This is a genomic window from Collimonas sp. (genome assembly GCF_035566375.1).
Taxonomy (GTDB): domain Bacteria; phylum Pseudomonadota; class Gammaproteobacteria; order Burkholderiales; family Burkholderiaceae_D; genus Collimonas.
This window is the reverse complement of sequence record NZ_DATMRK010000079.1, coordinates 20,093-42,630: the sequence shown is the minus strand read 5'-3', so window position 1 is coordinate 42,630 and position 22,538 is coordinate 20,093. Positions and strand designations below refer to the sequence as shown.

Genomic DNA, 22,538 nt, shown 5'->3' with positions numbered 1-22,538 from the left:
TGTTCATATCGTATTGTCATTAAAATTAAAGGGCAGGCGCAGCCGGTGGGAATTCGCCGGCATTGGCGCGGACCAGTTCAATCGCACGCATCCCTCGCTGCTGCCCCAGAAAAGCTCCGCACAGAAGCTTGCCGTCCTCGCCATTGACGGCCAGTGGCTGTTCCAGTTTGTGCGGCAGCGGTATGACATCCCCCACCACCAGCGCTTGCAGGCTTCCCAGATCCAGTTCAACCGCCGACAGCTCCAGCCGCAAGCTGGTTTCCTGCTGGCTGAGTGCTTTGTGCAGCGGCACCAAAGGATTGCTAGCCGCAGGCGCTGCTGGCGACGCCTCCTTCTTATCCGCCCCCAGCAAGCTGCTAACCCGCCCAGGTCCGATATGCAACGCCAGTTGCAAGCCGCACCATGGCAGCGAGACGCGCACAGCCCCCGACCACGCCGACATATGACGGGCAGGCAATGCCTCGCCGACGCAATCGCCTGTACCGAATGGCAGTTGCTTGCCGGATTCCGGGTATAGAACCGAAGCGTTTCCGAGGGCGCTGCGCAATGCCTTGATGCAGTCTTGCCATGCCGCCTGCACCAGTTCCGCCACCAAGCCCGGTGCACCTTTTGCCGACAGCGATTGCGGCGCCGTCATCTTCAGCAGTACTGCCGACAGCGCTTCGCCGGAAACCTGGCTGGCGTCAAACCATACCTGGGAATCGCCGTCTTCATTTTCTGCGAACAGCGGCTGCCAGCTGCCGGCGCCCGGCTGCGTATCAGCCTGATGCGCCAGGATGCAGACAATATCCGTGACGACTTCGTCTTTCGCATGAGGTGGAAGTTGGTCCAGCCAGGCGGAACGCCAGCGCGCTCTTGCAACATCGAGAGTTTGCACCAGCCGCACCAGATCCGCTTCCGGCCACCAGTGTATGGTGCGGAATGTCTGACCGGCGGCCACGCCAGCCTGCATCGTATTGTTGACGGCCTGCATTGATTATTTACCCTTCATCGAGAACAGCTCCTGCAACATTTCATTGGCGGTCGTGATGACTTGCGACGAGGACTGATAGCCGCGCTGCATCACCACCAGATCGCTAAACTCTTGCGACAAGTCGACATTGGATATCTCGATCTGCCCTGCCCGCACCGCGCCGAATCCGCCGTCGCCCGCCTGTCCAAGCTGCCAAGCTTGCGTGCCGCTGGCGGCAAACTGGTTATTGCCGACAGCGGTCACCGCATCCAGCGAATCGAAACGGCTCAACGCCAGGCGAGCCGCCTTACTGGTCTGGCCGTTTGAATAGGTCAGCACCAGGTTGCCGGCGGTATCGAAAGTGGCCTTGCTCATGGCGCCCGGACCGTAGCCGTCTTGCGATGCCACCGCCAGTGTGGACAGGGTGCCGCCGGCAAACGAAGTGACGTCGCCACTGAAATCGAAAGTCAGCGGAATCGGCGCCAGATTCTTCGCTTTGTAAGTCATCGATATCTTGGCTGTGGACGGGTCCGGCTTGCCATCCTGAAAACGGATCATCCCGGTGCCGACCGTCGTGATGCCGTCCATCAGTGTGACATTCCAGAAACCCGGTGTAGATGGCGTGCTCGGAATAGTCGGAATAGTCGGGATGCCAGGCGTTGGCGGCGTACCCGGAGTGTTGCCGGTGAAGCCGGTAAAGTTCAGGGTCAGTGCATGCTCGCCGTCGGCGGCGTCGATCACGGTGATACCCTTGACCGTCTGGTCGGTCGTACTGCTGGAAAGATTGCCGCTGAACTTGATCGTCGTGGTCACCGCACCGGCATGTGTCTTCAAGCCGGACAGGCTGATTTCCGCCAATGCGCCATTGGCGTCAAGGCCCATGACCTTGGCATTGTCGCTTCGGTTGATCAGCACGCCGTCTGCATTGAATTGAAACTGGCCGGCGCGCGTGTAATGGATATTGCCGGCGTCGTCCTTCAGATTAAATAGCCCAAGGCCGTCAATCGCGGCATCCAGATCGTTGCTGGTTTGCCTTAGCTCTCCCTGGCGAAAATTGAAGGTAGTGCCTTTGGTATCCAGGCCATAGCCGACCTGCCCATAGTTTCTGCCGCCGCTACCGCTGCCGAGGTTACCGTTGGAGTAAAACAGATCGGAAAATTGCAGGGCCGATCCCTTGAACCCCGGCGTGTTCATGTTCGCAGTGTTATTGGCGATGACCTTCAAGCCTTGGGAGTAACCCAGCAATCCGGTCATACCAAGATAGATCGATTCAAGCATGATGTATTCCTTTTAGAAATGCGGCGCGTTCGACGCTCAGCGTACTGTGACGATCTGCGATAGGCTGATGTTCGCCAGTGTCGCCCCTGCTGTCGTTTGAATGGTCAATTGCGGCGTATCGCCACTCAAGGCCAGCGCTTTCACGGTGCCGGTGACGGCGCCGCTGGTAGTGTTGATATCCACCGTACGGCCGATCAGCCCTACCGACTGCAGCGACGACTGGGTTGAAATCAGCTGATCTATCTTGCTGTTAAGCTGCTGGCTTTGCTGCAAAGTGGTGAACTGCGCCATTTGCGCCATGAACTGCTGGTTGTCCATTGGCTTCAGAGGATCCTGGTAGGTAAGCTGGGTCAGCAGCACCTTCAGGAAATCCTGCATGTTCAATCCATTAGCTTGCAAGTTACTGGAACCGCCGACTGCGTCGATAGCCATCATGCCTCCTGCGAATCAATATAAGAATAAGGGAAATGTCCAGCAAACGATGGACGACTCGGTTGCGTGCGTGCGAGTACCGCTGCTGCAGTTTTTTCTGTTACTGCCGGACTTACGCCAGGCGCTGTATAAATCGCCTGGCCGTTACAGACCACGGACAGTAGCCGCGCCCCTTGCGAGGCAAGCCAGGATTGCGATTCGCGCACGATCTGCGCAAGCTGTCCCGGCAGTAGTTCGTTCTGGCCGTCGACGCCCAGCCACAGCTGCATGTCCTGCCCCTGCCAATGCGCGTGAATGCGCAGCAGTTGGCGCGTCTCTTCAGCGGCAACGGCGCCCGGCGTCCCGGCAGAAACCATTTCCCGCGGATCGCACGCCACGGTATCCAGGTGAGGCTCCGACACGGCTTCGCTTAGCGTCGGCAGGTTCAAGTTCAGCTTCAGCTGCTGCAGCAGATCCTGGCCCAATGCATGCCCATCAGCAGCCGTCATCGCAGATTTAGCGGCACTTGCCATTTGCACCTGAGTCTTCGTGTCCGGGCTCGGCAGTTGGGCTGCAGCTGCAGATGCCACGGTCATCGCACTATGCGTTGAGGCGTCGTGCGCCAATACCGTCTGCGCCACGCCAGCTCTGCCCGCCGCCAGCGGCGCGGCAACATCTGGCATATTCGGCTGCTGATGCGCTTTTGCTTCTGTGGCCGGATGCCTGAGCCAGTTTTGCATCTGCGCACGTTCCATCTCCCGTTGCCAGGCCGATTGCTGAGATCCGCCGTCAACATCCTGCTGTCCCTTCTCTGTCCCACCATCTGGTGGTACACGCAGCGCGGCAGAAAACAGCGGCGAGGTTGAAATCATGCTCATACTTTGCTCTCCAATTGTGGCGTCTTCACTGGCGGCTGAGCGTGCAGCCGTTCTTTCCAGACGCTGCGCGCAATCCAGTCACGATCAGCCTCATTGCTCTGGCGAATCTGTTCAAGCTCTGTGTATTCCTTTAAACAATCCAAGCGATGCTGTTCCGTCAGCTCCAGGCGCTGCTGCTGGTCTATACATTCCCGCCGTAGCCGTTGACGTTCCTCCTCCAGCGCGGCCAAGTGTTTTTCCTGCTCCTTGATCTGCTGACTGCATTGCATCAGGTAGGCAATCGAACGCTGATGTGCAAGCGGGTTCAGACGCTGCAACACGGCTTTTGCAATGCACTCTGTCTGCAGCGCCATTTGCCGCCTCATCTCGGCAAGGCGTTCTTGTTGTGCCTGCATCTGGTTCTGTATAGCGCCCAGCTGCCCTTGCAAAATATCCAGCTGCCATTGATAGCGCTGCTGTATCGACGCCAGCGGATACACAAAGCCGCGCAGATCAGTCGCCATGCCGCCGCTCATTGCGTCGCCCCAAACACCTGCATCAAGGTACGCAGCGCTTCTTCACGACGCACTCCGCCATGGTTCTGGCGCAGGAATTGCAGCAGATCCGGCTCCAGTGCCAACGCGCGGTCCAATTCTGGATTGCTGCCGCGTTCGTAGGCGCCGATGTCCACCATCTGGCGATTACGCTCCAGCAAGGCGAGAACCTTGATGGCATGCAACGCCAGCTGGCGCTGTTCCGGCGTAGTCAAATCAGGCATCAGGCGGCTGGCGCTCTTCAGGACGTCCAGCGCCGGATACTGCCCTTGGTGCGCCAGCTGCCTGGTCAAAACCAGATGGCCATCCAGTATGGAGCGCAAGCTGTCCGAGATCGGCTCGTTCAGGTCATCTCCCTCCACCAGCACGGTCAGCAAGGCAGTGATGGCACCGCCGGATGGCGCCGTGCCGCAACGCTCGCAAATTTCCGGCAGTTCGGCAAACACCGATGGCGTATAGCCGCGCGCTGTAGGTGGTTCACCCGCCGACAAGCCTATCTCGCGCCTGGCCATGGCAAATCGGGTGATCGAGTCCATGGTCAGCAGAACTTGCTTGCCTTCGTCCCTGAAATGCTCAGCAATGGCAACGGCGGCATAAGCGGCGCGCACCCGTGCCAACGCCGGCTGGTCCGAGGTGGCCACCACTACCACCGAACGCCGCAAACCTTCCTCGCCCAATTGCTTGTCAATGAACTCGCGGACCTCCCGTCCGCGCTCGCCGATCAGCGCGATCACATTGATGTCGGCCTTGACGTGCCGCGCAACCATGCCGAGCAAAGTGCTCTTGCCAACGCCGCTACCGGAAAAAATGCCGACCCGTTGCCCCTGGCCTATCGTCAACAAGCTGTCGATGCTGCGAATGCCGGTTTCAAGCACCTCTGTGATGCGCGGCCGCTGCATCGGATTGATAGGTAATCCCTTCAAGCTCCGGCGCGCAGTGGTTTCGGGATCGGCACAGCCGTCCATGGCATGGCCAAAGCAATCCACAACCCGCCCCAGCAAGGCGTCGCCGACGCCGATCTCGGTCTTTGCGCCGTCGGCGATGACTTCACATCCCGCCGCCAGGCCTTGCACCGAGCCGTAAGGCATCAAAGTAACTTGTCCCGACTTGATGGCGACCACTTCCGCCAAAACACCATTCTTACCGCCAGACACGCCATCATTGCCCACGCCAGCTGCCTCGTCGCGCGGGAAAATCCGGCAAATCTCGCCAATGGCGACATCCGGCCCGCTGGCAGTGATAGCCAGTCCGCTCAACTGCCGCACGTAACCCATTTTCCGGGCCAGCTCGGCGCCGCGCACAGTGTCGAGATAGGCCGTTCTCACTCCGGCTCCCCCACTTGCTGATCGGGCGCTGCCGGTTGCGGCACAACTATCGCAGCTTCAGCCGCTGCAGCGGATTGGCGCACATGCAAGAGCAGATCGGTGAACTGACGGAGTTGCGTTTCCAGGCGCGCATCCAGGGTTCCCTGCGGATAGTCGATCAGGCATCCTCCCAAGGAAACCTGGTTATCCGGCAGGTAGGAGACTTCGCGTCCAGGTAGAGGTGACGCCTTCGAGGCCTCTGTCAACAGCAGGCAATCCGCCGGGTGCAAGCGTATGACGATCTGTTCGCTAGCGCGCAACTGAGCCATGGCCTGCGACACGATCTGACGAACGCCACCCGGGGACAGCGCCAGCTTGCCGGCGATGCGGCAGACCGACTCATGCACCAGGGCCACCATGTCGTCTTCGGAAGACGCCAGGCATGCGGCGATTTGCGCCGGAATACTGTGAGCCAGTTGCAGCAGCTGCTGCTCCTGCTTGTGCAGCACCGCCTTGGCAGCGATGATTGCGTGCTGCACCGACAGCAGGCTTTCTTTCTCTGCCGCGGCAAGGCCTTCCTCACGGCCACTGCGGAAGCCCTCTTCCTTACCTATGCTGTGGCCGTCTTCACGCGCCTGACTCAAGCCCTTTTCGTAGCCTTCGCGCGCCGCCCGCTCCTGGATTTCAACCAGTGAAAGACTCGAGGAGACGACGGCCACTGGTTTCTGCAACACAGCTCCTGGCGCCGCCGTCAGTGGTTCTGTAGCCTTGGCAAGCTCTTTCGATTCAGGCGTTCGGCCGGGACGCGACAAGACCCGTGGCAAAGGATGCAATTCAAGCTTATGCAGAACTTTGGACGAAAGAGGGTCTTTCTCTGTCATCTGGCGCCTCGCTTAAGGCTGGGAAATTGCCGATGGAGCTTGAACGCATGTTCGATTTTCTTGAACCAGCTAGTTGGCGCTGTACGGGACCCGATATTTTTTTTGCGCGAGGAATTGCTTCCTTGTTTGCTGGCTGGAGCAATTTTCAGGCGGCTGATCAGCGAATCAAGCAAGACTTCCGTCAGGCGCGGCCCGCTGCCGGAAAACGCATGCGCGAAGCGCTCAACCTGTAAGCGTGATGCCTGGCCAAGCTGCTCCAGCAAGTCTTCGCGCCAGCTCCATGCGTGACATGCCAGCAGACGCGCGATCAGCTCCGGCGGCTCTTCTTTCAGAACCTGGGCTAACGATGCCGGCGTTGCATCCTTCAAGCTGGCAATAGCATGCGCCAGCGGATCGGCACGCAAAAATTTGGCGGCATCGCCAATATCCAGTTCCTCTAGGCTTGTCGCAGGCAGCGCTGCATGGCGCGCCGGCGCGGTACTTTCCGCGGCGCGGCTGAGCAAGTCCTGATCCGCAGGAATACCTAGCGCAGCCAACTCATCCAGCATACCGTTCAAGCCGGTCTGCACTGCGCCGCCGAGCCTGGTCAGCATCCAGTTGCGATCTGCCACTGACATCGCGTGCAACAACAATGCGGTACGGCGGAAATTCAGCGGGTCGCTCACGTTCTGCCTCGCGCAGGCGATCCGCTGTCCACGCCAGGTTCTTGCAACCAGCCACGTATCTGCGCCAGGACCGCTTCCCGCTGTTCGTCGGATAGCGGAGCCGTTGCAGGCGCCGCTTTGCGGCGAAACAGCAGGGCAGCCACCACCAGCATTATCACGGCAATCGACAGCAAGGCAAACAGCGCCAGCACCAAAGGATTAGTCTTGCCGGAAGCGCCGGCAATGCCATCAAGCAAACCGCCGCCCTGGCCGACCGCAGTTGATTCAGGCGCTTCGCGCGCTGCACGCTCTTCAGCGCCTGCCACGGCGTCAGCCGCAGGCTTGTGATCCGCCGCGCTGAAGACATTCAGAGGCTGAACCACGACCGTATCGCCCCGTTCGCGCGAAGCGCCGACGGCAGCCGCGACGACATTCTTGATACGCTCGACCTGGGCGTCATCCAGGGACTTCGGGACCACCGCAACCACCTGGACCCGACGAATCGAACCGGGCACGGCGACCACTTGCTCTACCCTGCGGCCAACCGTATATTCGATCTCATGCTGCGAGCCGCCGCTGCCGCCGGTGGAGAACTTGGTATCCAGCGGCGGACCGTTATCGCGCATCACTTCGCGTTCGCGGACAACGACGCCGGTCGGCACCTGGCCGTTGCGTCCTGGCGGCGACACCACGTCTTCCGTGGTGGTACGCACCTGGTCCATATTCAAGGTCACGTCCACGCTGGCAAGCGCCTGGCCCGCACCGAAAGTGCGCTCAAGGACTTCGTTGGCTTTGTGGCTCAAATAATTTTCGGTTTCCTTCTTCAGTTCCAGCCGGATCGCAGTCGTCTCGACCTCACCGTCGCCGCGCGCCATATGGGTCAACGCCACGCCGTGCTGATCGACAATCGTGACGTCGCTGATTGCAATACCTGGTACCGCAGCCGAAACCAGGCGCTGGATGCCGCTTACCTGCTCCGCGCGCAGCACCTTTCCTTCTTTCATGGTCAGGGTAATCGAGGCGGTAGGCGCATTGTTGCTGCGCTTGAACAAGCCTTCCTCGGGCAAGGCCAGGTGGACGCGCGCGGCCTGGATTTCCGATAGCGACAAGATCGTGCGTGTAATCTCGCCTTGCAGGGCGCGCTGATAATTGATTTTCTGCGCAAATTCGGTCATGCCGAAATCGGTATTGTTGAACAGTTCAAAGCCGACTGTTCCGTGCAGGGGCAATTCTTTGCTCATCAATTTCAGACGCGTCTGATGCACCGTGTGCTGGTCGACCAGAATCGACGATCCGCTGTCGCCCAGCTTGTAAGGAACTTTCATCTTGTCCAGTTCGGCCACCATTGCTGCCGCATCTTGCGGCGCCAGGTCGGAAAACAGCACCTGATATTCGGTCCGCAACGACCAGACCGTCAACGCCAGGAAGGCAAGTATCAGCAATACACCGGTAACCAGTCCGATGCGGGCGGAGCGGCCTAAGTCTTTCCAGAACGTCTCAATCACGATTCGCTCCTGCCGTCACACAACTTCTGTAAGTTCTCATCGATTCTTTCATCTCACACCGACATTTTCATGACATCCTGATAGGCTTCCAGCACACGATTGCGCACCTGCATCAGCAGCTGGAAGGACATGCGAGCCTCTTCCAGGTTGATCATCACCTGATGCAGGTTCTGTACGTCGCCCACCGCCAGCTGCTGCAAATCGGTCTGGGTCGACAGCAGTTTCTGGTTAACCTCGCCCAGTCCCTTGCTCACCATCTGACTGAAACCAGCCTGCTGCTGCGCTGCGGCCATCGAGCCGAACGCCGGGTCGACGATTGAAACGTTGGCAATGCTGGCAATACTTTCGAGACTCATGCTCATCCTCCGATATCCAAAGCCTTCAGCGCCATCGTGCGGGCGGCGTTCATCGCCGCCACGTTGGCTTCATAGGAGCGCATCGCCGTCATCAGCGACACCATTTCCTTGGCCGGATCCACCCCCGGGTAGGAAATGAAGCCTTGCGCATTAGCGAACGGATGGCCCGGTTCGTACACTTGGCGCGGACTGGCGTTGGATGCTTCCACGCTGGCTACCGGCAGATTCTGGGTAAAATCGGCGCCGCCTTGCAGGCCCCGGCTCACCAGGTAATTGAACGATGCGGCGTCGCTGCCGGCAGTGCGGGCCACGACCTGCAGCGGCTGGTAGCTTTTGCCGTCCGCACTCTGCAGCGTCTGGGCGTTGGCGAGGTTGAGCGCGGCGACGTCGACCCGGGTGCGCTCGACCGACATGCCGGCTGCACTGATGGCAAATGTATGTGTGTAATCCATTGATCTCTCCTATCGCTTGCCGTCGCTGAATGCGCTTTCCAGGATCGCAAAATGCTTGTTCAGCCCCTTTGCCAGGACCTGGTACTGCATCGTGTTCTGGGCCAGAGCGGCGACTTCGGTATCCAGCTGAATCGGGCCCGCTTGCCCGCTGATGCCTTGCAAGGCTTGCATCTGCACTTTGACCCCTGCAATCGCAAACGGATCTATGCGCCCCTCGGTGCGCAGGCCGCGGCGCGCATCCTCCAGTTGCGCCTCGAAGTTGACCCCTTGCGGTACATAGCCGGCCGTATTCGCATTCGCGATATTGGCGGCAATTGCCTGCTGGCGCAGACTCGCTGCATCCATCGCCAAACCGAGAATTGCGGTGGTTACGCTTTCCAGTCCTTGTGTCATGTCAATTTCTCCCCGATCTATCTCAACTTATTGAACTACCAGTTCTGCATGCAGTGCGCCTGCTGCCTTGATGGCTCGCAGGATGGAAATGATGTCGCGCGTATTGGTTTTGAGCTTGGCCAGCGATTCCACCAGGTCCGCTACCGTATCGTTGGTCGGCGCCACATATCCCGGGCCGTTTTGCTCCTCGACGTCGACCCGGCTGTTGGTGACGATCGCGGTGCGTATGTCGGCGCCGCCGCGGCCGATGAAAAACGGCTGCGAGGCGGTGTTTTGCGTGGCGATGGAAATTTTCAGGTCGCCATGGGAAATGGCGACTTTCGAAATCCGCACATCGCCGCCGGAAACAACCGTTCCGGTGCGCTCATTGATTACTACCTTAGCGCGCCGATCCGGTTCGACCATGACGTTTTCAATTTGCGTCATATAGCTGACCAATTGTTCGCGCTTGGCGTCCGGCACGTAAATTTCGATGCCCGCCGCATCGCGCGCCTTGGCCAGCCCCGAACCCAGCTGCTGGTTGATGGCGGCGGCAATCCGGTTCGCTGTCGTGTAGTCCGGCTCAGCCAGGATGAAAGTTACGTTCTGCTCGGCATTCACCATTTGCGCTGTGACGCCGACCTCAACCGTGGCACCCGAAGGCACCGAGCCGACGGTAGGATGGTTTTTCTGGACTACGTTGCCGTTGGCGTCGTAACGATAGCCGCCGACTGACAACGGCCCTTGCGCCAGGGCATATACGCGACCATTGGCGGCCTTGAGCGGCGTCATCAAAAGACTGCCGCCGACCAGGCTGCGGGCATCGCCAGCCGAAGTCACTGCGATATCCAGCGTATCGCCTTCCCGGGCAAAGGTCGGCAGCGCGGCAGTTACCATGACGACTGCAACGTTACGACTTTGTATCTGTTCCGGCGCCACCGTCAGGTTGAACTGAGAAAACACATTCGCCAACGCTTGCCGGGTGGTGCGATTGGTCGGTGAATCGCCGGTACCGGCCAGGCCAGTCACCACGCCATAGCCAACCAGTGCGTTATCGCGCCAGCCGCGCATGCGTCCAAGATCCTTTACCCGGATCGAATCCAGCGCCCAGGACGAGGGGCAGCCGGTCAGCAACAAGATTGCGGCTAGGGCGGAGGTAATGCCAACGGAAAAACAGGAGCGTTTCATCGTCAGAATCCCACCCAGTCAACCACACCGCGCCACCAGCTGCGCCGTTGCCGATCCGACAAATCGCCATCGCCAACATAGGTAATCCTGGCTTCGCTCAGGCGGCTTGAAATAACTACATTACCGTCGGAAATATCCAGTGGCCGCACTCGTCCCTCGAGCTTAACGTTCTGTTTTTCGCCATTCACCAGCAGCGATTGTTCACCGGCGAGACGCAAGTCGCCGTTCTCCATGATCTCGGTCACGGCGACCGTCAGCTGCGCCAGCAATCTGCTGGTGCGCTGGGTCCGTCCGCCGCCGTCAAAATCACCGCCGATATTCAGGTTGCCGTTAATCGGAAGATTGCGGCTCAACGTCAAGTCGGCGTTGATGCCGTTTTTGCGCCGAGTGGTAGTGTCTGCATTGGTCGACGCGCTGGAATTTTCCAGCACTTGCACCGTCACCACGTCACCGACACGAAACGCCTTGTTATCACCGGCCAAAGGGCGATATGAATTTTCCTGATACAGACTCTCCGCCAATGCTGGCACACAGGCCAGCATGAGACAGCCAAACAGGAACCTTGAACCGAAACCGCACATATTTTTCCTCATCACTCTGTGATCTCCACCATCCCAGGGCCGGCAACGCGCGCCGTGACCGAATTGGTTGCCGCTGCCGCCTTTACCCTTACCATCTGGCCTTGATAACCGTCCTGCAAGGCCTCGACACGCCCCTCCAGCGACACCAGCCCGGTGCGCGTGCGCAAGGTAATCTGCTCACCGCGGGTGACCGCCGGCGCCGCCTCGACCTGCGAACGCAATACAAGATCTCCTTTGTTGACGCTGCGACGCACGCGCCAGAGCGCGTTGTCGGTCGGGTTCCTGACGGACAACGCGTTTCCATGGGGAGCATCCGCAATATCCACCTCGCGCCGCTCAAAACTGGCAGGATTGACCAAACTGCCGCTCATCAGATCCTGCGATGCGACATAGCCTTCCTGATATGCGCGCACTTCAAAACTCACCGGAATCGAACGGCTGAAAGCGCTGTCGATCCAGATATCGACCCACAGCAACATGCGATGGCTAGGCGGCCTGCCGTCAGGCAAAGGCCGCACGCGCAATTCGATTTGCCCCTGAGGCAAAGAAATGTCGTGTGCTTCGCTGACTTCGCTTATCTCGCTGCGCGCCACGCGTGATTGCAGCCAGCGCGACAATTCTTCACGGGCGCTTTCCACCACTTTCTCACCTGCGAGCGTTTGCTCGGATGCGTATATCTCAACGCGCTCGGCGCCACTCCAAACTGCAAGCCCTTGTGTCAGCTGGCGCGAGCGGACCCAGCGCTCAAGCTCGCCGCGTTCCAAGCTGGCCATATTGCCGGCACGCGGCGCCGTGCCCAGCGGCAGACTCATCCATTGAGACAAAGTCGCCAGATCTCCTGTGCTCAGGTTCGCCACGTCGCCCAAGGTCACTTGCGCGTGCCTTACCTGCACTTTCGCGCGCAATTCAATCTTCACCGGCCATTTTTTTGCGTCCGGCTGGGCGTATGAAACATTCCCGGCAGCAGCCAGCAGCACGCCAACCATAGCCTGCAGCACTGGACGCCGAAAGAACGCTTGGATGGACATGTTGCTGAATTTACTTACGCAGGTTATTGACCATGCCAAGCATCTCATCCGATGCCTGCACCACTTTCACGCTGGCCTCGTAGGCGCGCTGCGCCACCATCAGGTTCACCATTTCTTCAACCATCTTGACGTTCGACCCTTCCAGGAACCCCTGTTGCAGTACGCCGACGCTACCTTCTGCGGCTCTGCCGGTAATCGGCTCCCCGGACGACTCGGTGGTGCGGTACAGATTGTCGCCTTGCGCGCTCAGCAAGCCTGGGCTGGCAAAGCGCACCAGCTCAAGCTTGCCGGCCTCGATCGGGGTCGATTGGCCAGGCACCTGAACAGCTATACGGCCGGTCGGATTGATCACCATGTTCTGCGCGTTGTCAGGCACCGTGATCCCTGGACTAAGGGGATATCCGGCCTGGGTAGACAGCATGCCGTCTGCGTTCACCTTCAGGGTGCCGCCACGGGTATAGGCACGAGAGCCGTCGGGCATCGTCACCTCCAGGAAGCCGTCGCCCTGAATCGCAACGTCGAGCGCAGAATCCGTCTTCTTGATATCGCCCACATCAAACATTTTTGAAAGATTGGCGATCCCTACGCCGGAGCCCAGCGGCGAGGCACCGCCCAGAAGCGCGCCGTCGCCGTCCGGACCTTTGGACATGGCCAGCTGGCGGGTGCCTATCATCATCAGGTCGGCAAAGCTGATCCGTGCCTTCTTGAAACCGGTGGTATTCACGTTGGCCAGATTATTAGCGATCGTATCGACGTTCAGCTGTTGCGCCTGCATTCCGGTAGCGCCGATATAAAGAGCATCAAGCATAAAATCCCTCACTCAAACTTTGATTGTTGTTAATCCACTTCATCACGACTTAGCCGTCACATGTCGCCCAGTTTGCGAATCGCCGTCCCCAACATTTCGTCATAGCCCTGTGCCACTTTTTGCATGGATTCAAAATGGCGCATGGTCTGCGTCAGTTCGACCATTTCCCGCATCGAGCTGACATTGGCGTTCTCCAGATAACCTTGCTTGATCTGTATTTCGGCGTCCTGCAACTGCGTCATGCCATCGCCCGCCGCCACCAGACCATCCCCAAGACGACGCAAGCTTGCCGGCTTATCGAACTGGACAATCTTCAACTGCGCCACCGGCAGCTTGTTTTCAACAATGTTGCCCGCCGCGTCGATAGACGGTTGCGAGGTATTCAGATAGATATCCCCGCCCTTGCCCATGACTGGATAGCCTTGCGCCGTCACCAGGCGTCCGCGCCCATCCATGCGGAAATTGCCTTGCCGGGTATAGGCCGTGCCATTGTCTGTCTGCACCTCGAAGTAACCAGATCCGGCAATCGCCAGGTCGAGATTCTGTCCGGTCGATTTCAACGTGCCGGATCGCGTGTCCGACAGCACCTCGACCTGGCTTGCGGACAGCTCACGTCCCATGGTCTCTGCCATGCCGGCATCCCACATGCGCGCAAACGAAGGTCCGCGCCCCGCTGACTGAGCGCGCACCACCGCAACTTCGCGCTTGTATGCCGGGGTCAAGGCATTACTCAAGTTCATGGCAACGCGGTCGACCCTGGCCATGTCTTGCTGCATACTCTGCAGAGCTACTCCCAGTAATTCTTCCATTTCTATCTTTCAAGCCAGTCAGGGATTGATAAAAGTACACTCACAAAGTCACCACGCTGTACGATTTGAGTTCAATCGAAAGCGGTATTTCGGTCATGGACAACACCCGCAAATGCGGCACCACACGCTCAGACAGCATGCGGATATGGCGCCGCAGTTCGGGCGAACACAACAGTACCGGCAGCAGATTGCTTTTCATCATGCGTTCAGCCTGTTGCACCAGACGGGAAATGAACTGTTCGGCCAGCTTCGGCTCCAGCACAAATGGCTGCTGCCCGTTGGCGGAATGAATGCTGTGCATGAACTGGCTCTCTATCGCCGGATCTAGCGTCATCACATGCAGTGCATTGGCGTCACCGACCAGCCCCTGGCAAATCGCCTGGCCAAGACGATGTCGCACCGCTTCGGTAAGGTAATGACTGTCCTTGCTGGTGCGGCCGGCATCGTTCAGCGTCTCCAGGATGGCTTCTACGTGACGGATACTGACTTTTTCCCGCAGCAGGTTCTGCAGCACTTTCTGGACATCGCTGATGGCCAGTACCGTGGGGATCAAGTCTTCCACCAGGCTTGGTTGTCCCTGCCGTACGCGGGTCAGCAACCGTTCAGTTTCAGCACGTGTGAGCAAGGTCGCAGACTCGCGCCGTAGCACTTCGGTCAGGTGTGTCATGAAAACAGTTTGAGCATCGACCAGGGTAAACTTGGCAGCCTGCGCTGCAGAACGTTGCGACTCATCAATCCACAACGCCGGCAAGCCATAAGTAGGATCGCGCGTCTCCTCGCCCGGAATGGCTTTGACGTCGCCGCCGGGATGTATCGCCAGCAGGCGGTCGGCTCGCGCTTCGCCGCGCGCCGCTAATACACCATCAAGATGGATTTCGTACTGATCCGCGCCCAGCCGCGACGTATCCCTAAAGCGGACCCGCGGCAGCACCATCCCGAATTCCTGTGCATGCTGCTTGCGGAAAGTCGCAATGCGCTCCATGAACAGGCTACCGGCCTGGTTGGCCAGCGGCACCCAATGGCGCCCGATATTCACTTCGATCGGTTCCACTTTCAACAAGGCATAGGGGTCATCTTCACTGGCCGCAATCGCATCTTCGGCATTGCCGGCGGTCGCTTCAGGTACCGCTTTTGCTTTCGCAGCGCGGAATGCAAACCAGGCGGCAATCAGTACGCATGACCCCAGGGCCAGCACAGGTACGGCCGGAATGCCAGGCATCAGCAGCAGACCGACTTGCGCAGCCGCCACGATCAGCAGTGTTTTCGGAAAGGACGTCATCTGCCGTGCAACCTCCTGGCTGAGATTGGCGTCCGAAGCAGAACGGGTAACGATAATGCCGGTGCCAAGCGCAATCACCAGCGCCGGCACCTGGGTGACAATGCCGTCGCCGATGGTCAGCAGCGTGTAAGTCTGCAAAGCCTGCGCCCATGGCATGCCATGCTGCATGACGCCGATCACAAGGCCGCCGACGATATCAATCAACAAAATGATGATGCCGGCAATCGCATCGCCCTTGACGAATTTGCTGGCGCCGTCCATCGCGCCGTAGAAGCCGGCTTCCTTGCTCACGTTCTTACGGCGCAGCTGGGCTTCCGCCTGATCGATGAAGCCCATGTTCAGGTCGGCGTCAATGCTCATCTGCTGGCCCGGCATGCTGTCCAGCGTAAAGCGTGCCGCCACCTCTGACACACGCTGGGCGCCGTTGGTGATCACCACGTATTGGACCACAATCAGGATGAAGAACACGATCAGGCCGATCACGTAGTTACCGCCCACCACGTAGGAGCCGATGGCGGAGATCACCTTGCCGGCGTCGCCGTTGGACAAGATGAGACGCGTGGCTGCCACATTGAGCGACAGCCTGAACAAGGTTGCAATCAGTAGCAAGGACGGAAAGGTGGAAAACTCCACCGGCCGCGCCATATAAAATGTCAGCAGCAGGATCAGGAAGGCAAAGCTGAAATTGGTCAGTATCAGAAAATCGAGCAGGCCGGCGGGAATCGGCACGAACAGCACCACCAACACGCCCAGCACCAGCACCACCATAACGATATCACTATGCTTGCCAAAGAATCGCCGTAGCATTTCCATCAAACCTTTCCTCCAGCCGCAGCCGGCACTGGCTGGCCGCCGCTTTCGCGCGCCTGACGCATCGCGAACACCCAGACGATAATGCGCGCGACGTCGGCATACAGCGCCGGCGGCACTTGCTGATCGACACCTACCTCATGGAATAATTTGCGCGCCAAGGTACGGTTCTGCACCACCGGGATCCTGTTTTCTGCGGCAATCTTGCGCATCGCTGCGGCGATCAGTCCAGCGCCCTTGGAAACCATTTGCGGTGAAGACATTTCGCCATGGGTGTAGCGCAGCGCTACCGCCAGATGCGTGGGATTGGTAATCAGAACGTCGGCATCACCCGTTTTGCTCAGAGCCAGGCTGCGCTTGAGCATTTCATTCCGGAGCTCGCGCAGACGCGCACGAATCCGCGGATCGCCATCGCGGTGCTTGGATTCGTCGCGCAAGTCGCGCCGGCTCATGCGCATTTTCTTGGAGAACTCATGCCTGGTGTAGAGCCAGTCGCAGACAGCGATAATCCCCATCATCAGGATAAGCTTCATGCCAATCGACGTCATATCGCCGAGCAAAGTGCGGATATAGCCCTGCGGCGAGTATCCCGCCAGATTGAAGAACTGCGGCGCCAGGCTCTTTAGCGCACGGTAGACCACCCAGACGAGCAGGGTCAGTTTGACACACGCCTTGGCGCCGTCAAACAAGGTACGCAGTGAAAACAGGCGCTTGAAGCCGTTTGCCGGATTCACCTTATCCCAGTCGGGGCCGAGCGGTTTGGTAGAAAATACCGGCCCGATCTGAATCAAGTTACCGACAATCGCCGCCAGCATGATGGTTGCAAAAAATGGCATCAGCAAGGTCAGGCTGCTGGTCAGCCCATGCGAAATCAGCTGCCACAGGACGGCAGGACTGGCGTCCACGCGCCCGGCCAGATTGAACAGCGCTTGGTCGAAACGAAACTGATCGCGGAAATTTTCCCAACCCTGCCAGTTAACGTAGACCACGGCGACGGCAAACACAATCGCAGAAATAACGTCCGGGCTTTTGGAAACCTGCCCGCGCTTCCGCGCTTCGTTGAGCTTGTACTGCGTCGCGGCCTCGTTGCGGTCGAGATCCTGTTCAGCCATTATTGGGTGCCCCCAAAAATGTCGCTCCAGGTTTGAAAAATCGATGCATAGATGCGCGAGGTGACGCTGCCGGCACCGGTCATCCATAGCGACAATGCGGTCAAGCCGACTACAATCTTGACCGGGATCCCCATAGCAAACATATTCATCTGCGGCAGATTGCGCGCCAGCACGCCCAAGCCAAGCTCCACCAGAAAGATGCAAAACACCACAGGAGCAACCAAAGCAAAACCCAAGCTGAACATGGCAGCAACCTGCTTGAAGATCGGACCGGCGGCATTCGCCAAGGACCAGGTGCGCCCAGGCGGAAAGCGCTCCAAGCTATAGGCAAAGCCGCGCAACAAAGCGTGATGACCGTTAAGGGCAAAGAACACCACTACTGCCAGTTGATTGAAAGCACTGGTGAGAATTGGAAGCTGGCGCCGGCTGACTGGATCGAATACTTGGGCAATGCCATAGCCGATCTGCACATCAAGCAATGCGCCGCCTACGGAAAATGCGGCGAATCCCAACATCAGCCCCAAAGCTAGGGTCGTGCCAAGGATCATTTCCGTCAAAGCCGCTTGCAGCAATTCTCCGGCGCCAAGTGCGGCTGAAACACGGATATCGGGAAAGCCGATGGTCAACGCAACGGCAAGAGCAATCACCAGGAACACGCGCACCGTGGCAGGCATGGAGAAGACATACATGACGGGAGTCATCAGAAACACCGCAGCAAGTCTGATTGACAGCAGAAAAACGGTGAGGAGCCAGGAGATATCGACGAACAACGCATTTTGGGGCTCCATATACTTTCCCCAAACTAGAACATTGACGGGATATCGGACCAGAGCTTCGTAGAGAATTGGGCCAATTTATGCAACATCCAAGGACCAAACACCATTAAAGCCACACCTGCGGCCAGAAGTTTGGGCACAAAGGTAAGCGACATTTCTTGTACTTGTGTCACAACTTGCAAAATACTAACCACAAGACCGACCAACATGCTTAAAGCTAAAACCGGCAGACAGACCAGCAACCCCGTCCAAAACATCTCTGCCATCATCTGCAAGGCTAAATCTGCGTGCATAAAAATTCTCGATACCAAATAAGCCACATTCTTGATGCTCTTACCGAGAAAATTTAATTCTCAAGGTGTCCCAATTGCCGAGTTAGATCGCACGCAAGACAAGATTCAATAAAATCAATCTAACAAATTGTACGATAAAGTAACTAATTTCTGCATAGTAACAACTTTTTTACATATTGGCAAAAAATGAAGTAAGCGGTCATTCATGGGCGTGGCTTGCGGCGGGATGGCGTTTGTGCCGCAGCAGTTCGAGAGGTTACTGGGCTACGGGAATGTTGATTTTCCCCTACAGCAATGCTTCGTAGTCATCTGTGATTTTGGCAAGCGGCAATCTACGAGTTGCTCTGGCAGTAGGATGCTCTGCGTGCGATCCATTCCCAGGACAAAGCGCTTCATCGAAACCTCTGTCGGTCATTCATGATCTGTGAGATCAACGCCATCAGCATAGGTCAGCGCGAACCAGCACAATAGGTCAGCCAGAACCGGCACAGCCGTCAATTTGCACCAGCGCCGGCATGCAATCGTGCGATCCGTACCAAACGAGAGACGCGAAATCACCAATGTCGTCAACGCGTTATCTTGGTCTGCTGGCCAACGCGCCGCTCGTACTGGACGCAATCCACGCACCGGTGAAGAAATAGAGATCGCTGCTGCCAAGACAGTCAAATTCACGGTCGGCGCGAAATTACAGGGCTCCAAAAGCATAACAGTGTCCGAAAGATAGGACTCCAGCCCTTCCGCTGCTCATTACGCCCTGTCTTTCACGCAACATCTCGCGACGTTCTCGGCTCAATAATATTATTAATTTGACATCATTATTTCCAAATAGAGAGCCGAAATAGATAGAAAAATATTTCGTTGACATCAATAAGAAAGAAAAATACTATTTATCACGGGACTATTATGTAGTTTTGCTACTTTGTAGTTTTACTACGTTCTATCCAGGGTGCTCGAATTGCTTATGGCCAAAATAGAATTTGGCCCAATCAATAGGCACAGTACGACGTAACAAGCGTTTGGCAACGCAATGTCAAATCCGTCAAGCGCGCATCAACGCTGCACCTGTATTGCTCGCAGTTTCTCGTGATTTTTTGCCTAAAAGAAAGATATTCAAACCTGCTTTGGACTGAATAGTGGCCTGAGTTAACTGGCTGCCGGAGGTACTGAGACGGATCTTTTTAACTAGAAAAACAACATTATTGGAGACAAGCATGAATCGACGTATCAGATTGACGGCCATGGCGACAGCTCTGGTGGCAGCATTCCTGAGCATGCCATCGGCATTTGCGGGTGGCACCGCATCGGGCGGTCCAGGCCTTGGATCTAGCTGGGCACCTGCACAGAAATCATTACTCGGCACCTCGGCAAGCAATACATCAAGGGTCTACTTTACTGGGTACCGTAGCATTATCACGGAGGTCTTCTACCCTACCTTGGACAATCCAAATAACGTTGATCTACAGTTTTTGGTCGGCGACACCGCAAAAACGTTTGTCGACGAAGAAAAAGTGCAAGCCAGTTATTCGTCGACGCAAGCGGACAAGCGCTCAATGGCCTGGACGGCAAGCACGGGAAATAACGGCCACAACTGGCAAATCAGTAAAACAATTTTTGTCGACCCCACACGGAATACCCTGATTCAGCGCACCACATTCACCGCGCTCAACGGTACGAATGTCAGCAACTTCAACCTCTATCTTCTGCACAATCCTTCGATGAACGACGCGGGCATGGGCGACACGGGGAAAACGTTGGTATCGGGTGGACGTACATTACTTGTCGCTTCAAAATCGACACGTGCTTCTGCCGTCGGCGTATCTCTACCATGGAAGAATGTCGGCGGCACCAGCATGGCCTCGGTCGGTTTTGTGGGCGTCAATGACGGATGGACCGACCTGCTGGGCGGGACTGCCGACAAGGCCATGGACTATACCTATTCACTGGCGTCGAATGGTAATGTGGCGCAGATGGGTTGGATCGACTTTGGCGCCAGCACCGCCAGCAGTATCTCGTTCGACGTTGCGATCGGCTTCGGCGCGACCGAAACAGAGGCGATGAATACCGCCAACGCAACCCTGGCAGACAATCTCTCCACGCTACGGACGACCTATGATAGCGAATGGCATACCTACAACAATGGTCTGAATACCCAGGGCGGCACGGCCGACGATCAGTACTATCTTGCTGCGATGTCGCTCAAGTCGATACAGGACAAATCGAATGGCGCGATGATTGCCGGCATGGGCACGCCGTGGGGAGAAACCGCGGACGACACCGTCAATACAGGTGGTTATCATCTCGTATGGGCCCGCGATCTGTTCAAATTCGCGAATGCGCTCATTACAGCGGGCGACACAACATCGGCAACGTCCGCCATCAGTTTCCTGTTCAACGTGCAACAACAAGCGAGTGGACGCTTCCCGCAGAATTCGCAAATCAATGGCACGCCATATTGGAACGGGACACAGATGGATGAGCAGGCCATGCCCATCTTGCTGGCCTATCGTCTTGGCCCAACGGTCTACAATCCGATTTGGCCGAAGATCAAGTTGGCAGCCAACTATATCGTTGCCAATGGTCCGTGGACACAACAAGAACGCTGGGAAGAAACTTCGGGCTATTCGCCTTCTACGATCGCCGCGGAAATTGCCGGCCTCGTGGCTGCATCTAAAATAGCCATGGCGAATAACGACACCACCAGCGCAGCGACATACCTGCGCACTGCTGACTATTGGCAGCAAAATGTCGCGGGATGGACCTACACCAATACCGGTCCACTCGGCAACGGCCAGTACTACATCAGAATAAATCCGGCAGGAAAGAGTGGCACAGGCAGCGGCCCTCAGATCTACAATCCGACCAGCGGCCCGGATGCTGCATCGACCTTTACGATCGGAAATGGTGGCGGCTCGCACGATCAACGCAAGATAATTGACGGCGGCTTTCTCGAACTGGTGCGCATGGGGATCAAGAGCCCGAATGATAGCACCATCATTTCAACGATACCGGTGTATGACGGTGCCATTAAGCAGACCGTGGCGGGGAAAGGCGATGCATGGTTCCGCTATAACTTTGACGGCTATGGGGAACAAAACGACGGCACAAATTATAACGGGTCGTCTGGAAGAGGACGACTATGGCCTATCTTTACCGCCGAACGCGGGATGTACGAGATTGCCAAAAGCGGCAACGGCAGCAACGGCAGTTCTTTTTTAAGCGCAGTCAAGGCATTTTCCACACCTGAAGGCTTCGTCTCGGAACAGGTCTGGAATAATACGGCGTCGGTCACGCCTGGTGTCGATGGTGGTTGGCAAGCTACGACGCCTTCCCCTTATGTGCCGGGAAGCCCGACCAAATCAATTGCACCTTTGAGTTGGGCCATGGGCGAGTATATCAACCTGCTGGCATCGATTAAAGCCAATAATGTCATCGATATTCCTCAGCCAGTCTGCTCACGCTACAACAACTGCGCAATCGCTCCCTCAGCAGGTCAGGTACAGGCGATAGTGAACGTGTCGGCCAATACATCCGTTGGGCAATGGATGTATGTGACCGGCAGCACACCTGAACTGGGATCGTGGAACACCGATCTGGGTACGCCCGTGGATCCAGGCAGCTACCCGATCTGGAAAAACAAGATCAACTTGCCTGCAAGTTCTGGAATTAGCTACAAGTACTATCGTAAGAACAGCGACGGTTCGGTCACGTGGGAGAATTTGCCAAATAACGGTAACCGTACGCTGACTACGCCAGCTTCTGGAGCCGTTACCTTGTCTGACACGGTAGGCTGGTAGTGCTGCAGGCGACCCGCCGTAAAAGTCTCACTGCATCGTGGCAAGGTCGCCTCCAGCCAACTCTTGCGGTATCGTAAAAACGTCCAGCCCCATCGACAGGGAGCCTGGACGCACTTGGTGTCGCGCAACCCCCTGTCGCCAGGAGGCGGATTAGCGCCAAAGTACAAGAAAGGAAATCATGCTTGCCAAAGCCCTATCTCTCAAAGCCTTAATCCTGTTCGTAACCGCTCTAGTCGTTGTGTATATAGTCGTGATCCAACGCGCGGATAACAGTCACGAAGCAGTGTCCCCCGCCGTTGGCGCCAGTTATTCCGAGCCGCAGGCTAGTTCATCCGCATACGGCTCCCTTGATTGCACCGCCAATGCATCGGAAAATCCGTTTGGCCGAACCCCGGCACACTGCAGCAATGGGAGTGATACCTCAACTCCGTCGGCTAACCAAGCGGCCAACACGAGCGCCGCTGCCTCCATCGGTAAAACTCTTCATGAACTAG

The 22,538-nt window shown here is 57.4% G+C and carries 23 protein-coding genes and 1 pseudogene; 2 read left to right on the top strand and 22 right to left on the bottom strand.

Features of this window, described 5'->3' with window-relative positions; all coding sequences use genetic code 11:
- Nucleotides 1–25 precede the first annotated feature (25 nt).
- From VNZ60_RS23815 to fliQ, 21 genes are read right to left on the bottom strand one after another with little or no spacing between them, the layout of a single operon-like run.
- Complete coding sequence (locus VNZ60_RS23815) at nucleotides 26–973, bottom strand: FliM/FliN family flagellar motor switch protein (RefSeq protein ID WP_325663659.1); 948 nt, start codon at nucleotides 971–973, stop codon at nucleotides 26–28.
- Nucleotides 974–976: 3 nt separating this feature from the next.
- Nucleotides 977–2,230, bottom strand: a complete 1,254-nt coding sequence (locus VNZ60_RS23810) for a flagellar hook protein FlgE (RefSeq protein WP_325663657.1) — start codon at nucleotides 2,228–2,230, stop codon at nucleotides 977–979.
- A 36-nt stretch (nucleotides 2,231–2,266) separates the two neighbouring features.
- Nucleotides 2,267–2,662: a flagellar hook assembly protein FlgD gene (locus VNZ60_RS23805; RefSeq protein WP_211473817.1), complete on the bottom strand. Its 396-nt coding sequence runs from the start codon at nucleotides 2,660–2,662 to the stop codon at nucleotides 2,267–2,269.
- Nucleotides 2,662–3,519 (bottom strand): hypothetical protein, encoded by an 858-nt coding sequence (locus VNZ60_RS23800; protein ID WP_325663654.1) that lies wholly within the window; start codon nucleotides 3,517–3,519, stop codon nucleotides 2,662–2,664. Before VNZ60_RS23800 ends, VNZ60_RS23805 begins: the two co-directional genes overlap by 1 nt.
- On the bottom strand, nucleotides 3,516–4,034 hold the full coding sequence (locus VNZ60_RS23795; protein ID WP_325663652.1) for a hypothetical protein: 519 nt from the start codon (nucleotides 4,032–4,034) through the stop codon (nucleotides 3,516–3,518). Before VNZ60_RS23795 ends, VNZ60_RS23800 begins: the two co-directional genes overlap by 4 nt.
- Entirely contained in the window at nucleotides 4,031–5,377 is a 1,347-nt protein-coding gene (locus VNZ60_RS23790) for a FliI/YscN family ATPase (RefSeq protein ID WP_325663650.1), read from the bottom strand. The genes VNZ60_RS23795 and VNZ60_RS23790 overlap by 4 nt, the downstream gene beginning before the upstream one ends.
- Complete coding sequence (locus tag VNZ60_RS23785) at nucleotides 5,374–6,237, bottom strand: FliH/SctL family protein (protein ID WP_325663648.1); 864 nt, start codon at nucleotides 6,235–6,237, stop codon at nucleotides 5,374–5,376. The genes VNZ60_RS23790 and VNZ60_RS23785 overlap by 4 nt, the downstream gene beginning before the upstream one ends.
- Nucleotides 6,234–6,902: a hypothetical protein gene (locus VNZ60_RS23780; protein ID WP_325663646.1), complete on the bottom strand. Its 669-nt coding sequence runs from the start codon at nucleotides 6,900–6,902 to the stop codon at nucleotides 6,234–6,236. The genes VNZ60_RS23785 and VNZ60_RS23780 overlap by 4 nt, the downstream gene beginning before the upstream one ends.
- On the bottom strand, nucleotides 6,899–8,386 hold the full coding sequence (gene fliF / locus VNZ60_RS23775) for a flagellar basal-body MS-ring/collar protein FliF (RefSeq protein ID WP_325663644.1): 1,488 nt from the start codon (nucleotides 8,384–8,386) through the stop codon (nucleotides 6,899–6,901). Before fliF ends, VNZ60_RS23780 begins: the two co-directional genes overlap by 4 nt.
- 53 nt (nucleotides 8,387–8,439) lie before the next feature.
- Nucleotides 8,440–8,742, bottom strand: a complete 303-nt coding sequence (fliE, locus tag VNZ60_RS23770) for a flagellar hook-basal body complex protein FliE (protein ID WP_325663642.1) — start codon at nucleotides 8,740–8,742, stop codon at nucleotides 8,440–8,442.
- A gap of 2 nt (nucleotides 8,743–8,744) precedes the next feature.
- A complete protein-coding gene (gene flgC, locus VNZ60_RS23765) occupies nucleotides 8,745–9,194 on the bottom strand; it encodes a flagellar basal body rod protein FlgC (protein ID WP_325663640.1) in 450 nt (149 codons plus the stop codon).
- A 9-nt stretch (nucleotides 9,195–9,203) separates the two neighbouring features.
- The gene (gene flgB, locus VNZ60_RS23760) at nucleotides 9,204–9,587 is read right to left on the bottom strand and encodes a flagellar basal body rod protein FlgB (protein WP_325663639.1); all 384 of its coding nucleotides are present in this window, start codon (nucleotides 9,585–9,587) and stop codon (nucleotides 9,204–9,206) included.
- A 27-nt stretch (nucleotides 9,588–9,614) separates the two neighbouring features.
- On the bottom strand, nucleotides 9,615–10,754 hold the full coding sequence (locus VNZ60_RS23755) for a flagellar basal body P-ring protein FlgI (RefSeq protein ID WP_325663637.1): 1,140 nt from the start codon (nucleotides 10,752–10,754) through the stop codon (nucleotides 9,615–9,617).
- 2 nt (nucleotides 10,755–10,756) lie between these two features.
- Nucleotides 10,757–11,296, bottom strand: a complete 540-nt coding sequence (locus VNZ60_RS23750) for a flagellar basal body L-ring protein FlgH (RefSeq protein ID WP_325663635.1) — start codon at nucleotides 11,294–11,296, stop codon at nucleotides 10,757–10,759.
- Between the two features lie 50 nt (nucleotides 11,297–11,346).
- The gene (flgA, locus tag VNZ60_RS23745) at nucleotides 11,347–12,363 is read right to left on the bottom strand and encodes a flagellar basal body P-ring formation chaperone FlgA (RefSeq protein WP_325663633.1); all 1,017 of its coding nucleotides are present in this window, start codon (nucleotides 12,361–12,363) and stop codon (nucleotides 11,347–11,349) included.
- 10 nt (nucleotides 12,364–12,373) lie between these two features.
- A complete protein-coding gene (gene flgG, locus VNZ60_RS23740) occupies nucleotides 12,374–13,171 on the bottom strand; it encodes a flagellar basal-body rod protein FlgG (protein ID WP_325663632.1) in 798 nt (265 codons plus the stop codon).
- A 56-nt stretch (nucleotides 13,172–13,227) separates the two neighbouring features.
- Nucleotides 13,228–13,980 carry a flagellar hook-basal body protein gene (locus tag VNZ60_RS23735; protein ID WP_325663631.1) on the bottom strand — a complete coding sequence of 251 codons (753 nt, stop codon included), beginning with the start codon at nucleotides 13,978–13,980 and terminating at the stop codon, nucleotides 13,228–13,230.
- A gap of 40 nt (nucleotides 13,981–14,020) precedes the next feature.
- Nucleotides 14,021–16,072, bottom strand: coding sequence for a flagellar biosynthesis protein FlhA (flhA, locus tag VNZ60_RS23730; RefSeq protein ID WP_325663630.1), 2,052 nt, complete (start codon nucleotides 16,070–16,072; stop codon nucleotides 14,021–14,023).
- Entirely contained in the window at nucleotides 16,072–17,181 is a 1,110-nt protein-coding gene (locus VNZ60_RS23725) for an EscU/YscU/HrcU family type III secretion system export apparatus switch protein (protein WP_325663628.1), read from the bottom strand. Before VNZ60_RS23725 ends, flhA begins: the two co-directional genes overlap by 1 nt.
- Nucleotides 17,181–17,969, bottom strand: coding sequence for a flagellar biosynthetic protein FliR (locus VNZ60_RS23720; RefSeq protein ID WP_325663626.1), 789 nt, complete (start codon nucleotides 17,967–17,969; stop codon nucleotides 17,181–17,183). Before VNZ60_RS23720 ends, VNZ60_RS23725 begins: the two co-directional genes overlap by 1 nt.
- 14 nt (nucleotides 17,970–17,983) lie before the next feature.
- A complete protein-coding gene (fliQ, locus tag VNZ60_RS23715; protein ID WP_325663624.1) occupies nucleotides 17,984–18,250 on the bottom strand; it encodes a flagellar biosynthesis protein FliQ in 267 nt (88 codons plus the stop codon).
- A 577-nt stretch (nucleotides 18,251–18,827) separates the two neighbouring features.
- On the opposite strand from fliQ, the pseudogene VNZ60_RS23710 reads away from it, so the two are divergent.
- A pseudogene (locus tag VNZ60_RS23710) lies at nucleotides 18,828–18,974 on the top strand (HU family DNA-binding protein); the annotation flags it as partial.
- A gap of 315 nt (nucleotides 18,975–19,289) precedes the next feature.
- Here the strand turns inward: VNZ60_RS23710 and VNZ60_RS23705 are convergent.
- Nucleotides 19,290–19,463: a hypothetical protein gene (locus VNZ60_RS23705; RefSeq protein ID WP_325663622.1), complete on the bottom strand. Its 174-nt coding sequence runs from the start codon at nucleotides 19,461–19,463 to the stop codon at nucleotides 19,290–19,292.
- Between VNZ60_RS23705 and VNZ60_RS23700 the strand changes: the two genes are divergently transcribed.
- Entirely contained in the window at nucleotides 19,462–22,044 is a 2,583-nt protein-coding gene (locus VNZ60_RS23700; protein ID WP_325663620.1) for a glycoside hydrolase family 15 protein, read from the top strand. The genes VNZ60_RS23705 and VNZ60_RS23700 overlap by 2 nt on opposite strands.
- Nucleotides 22,045–22,538: the final 494 nt, after the last annotated feature.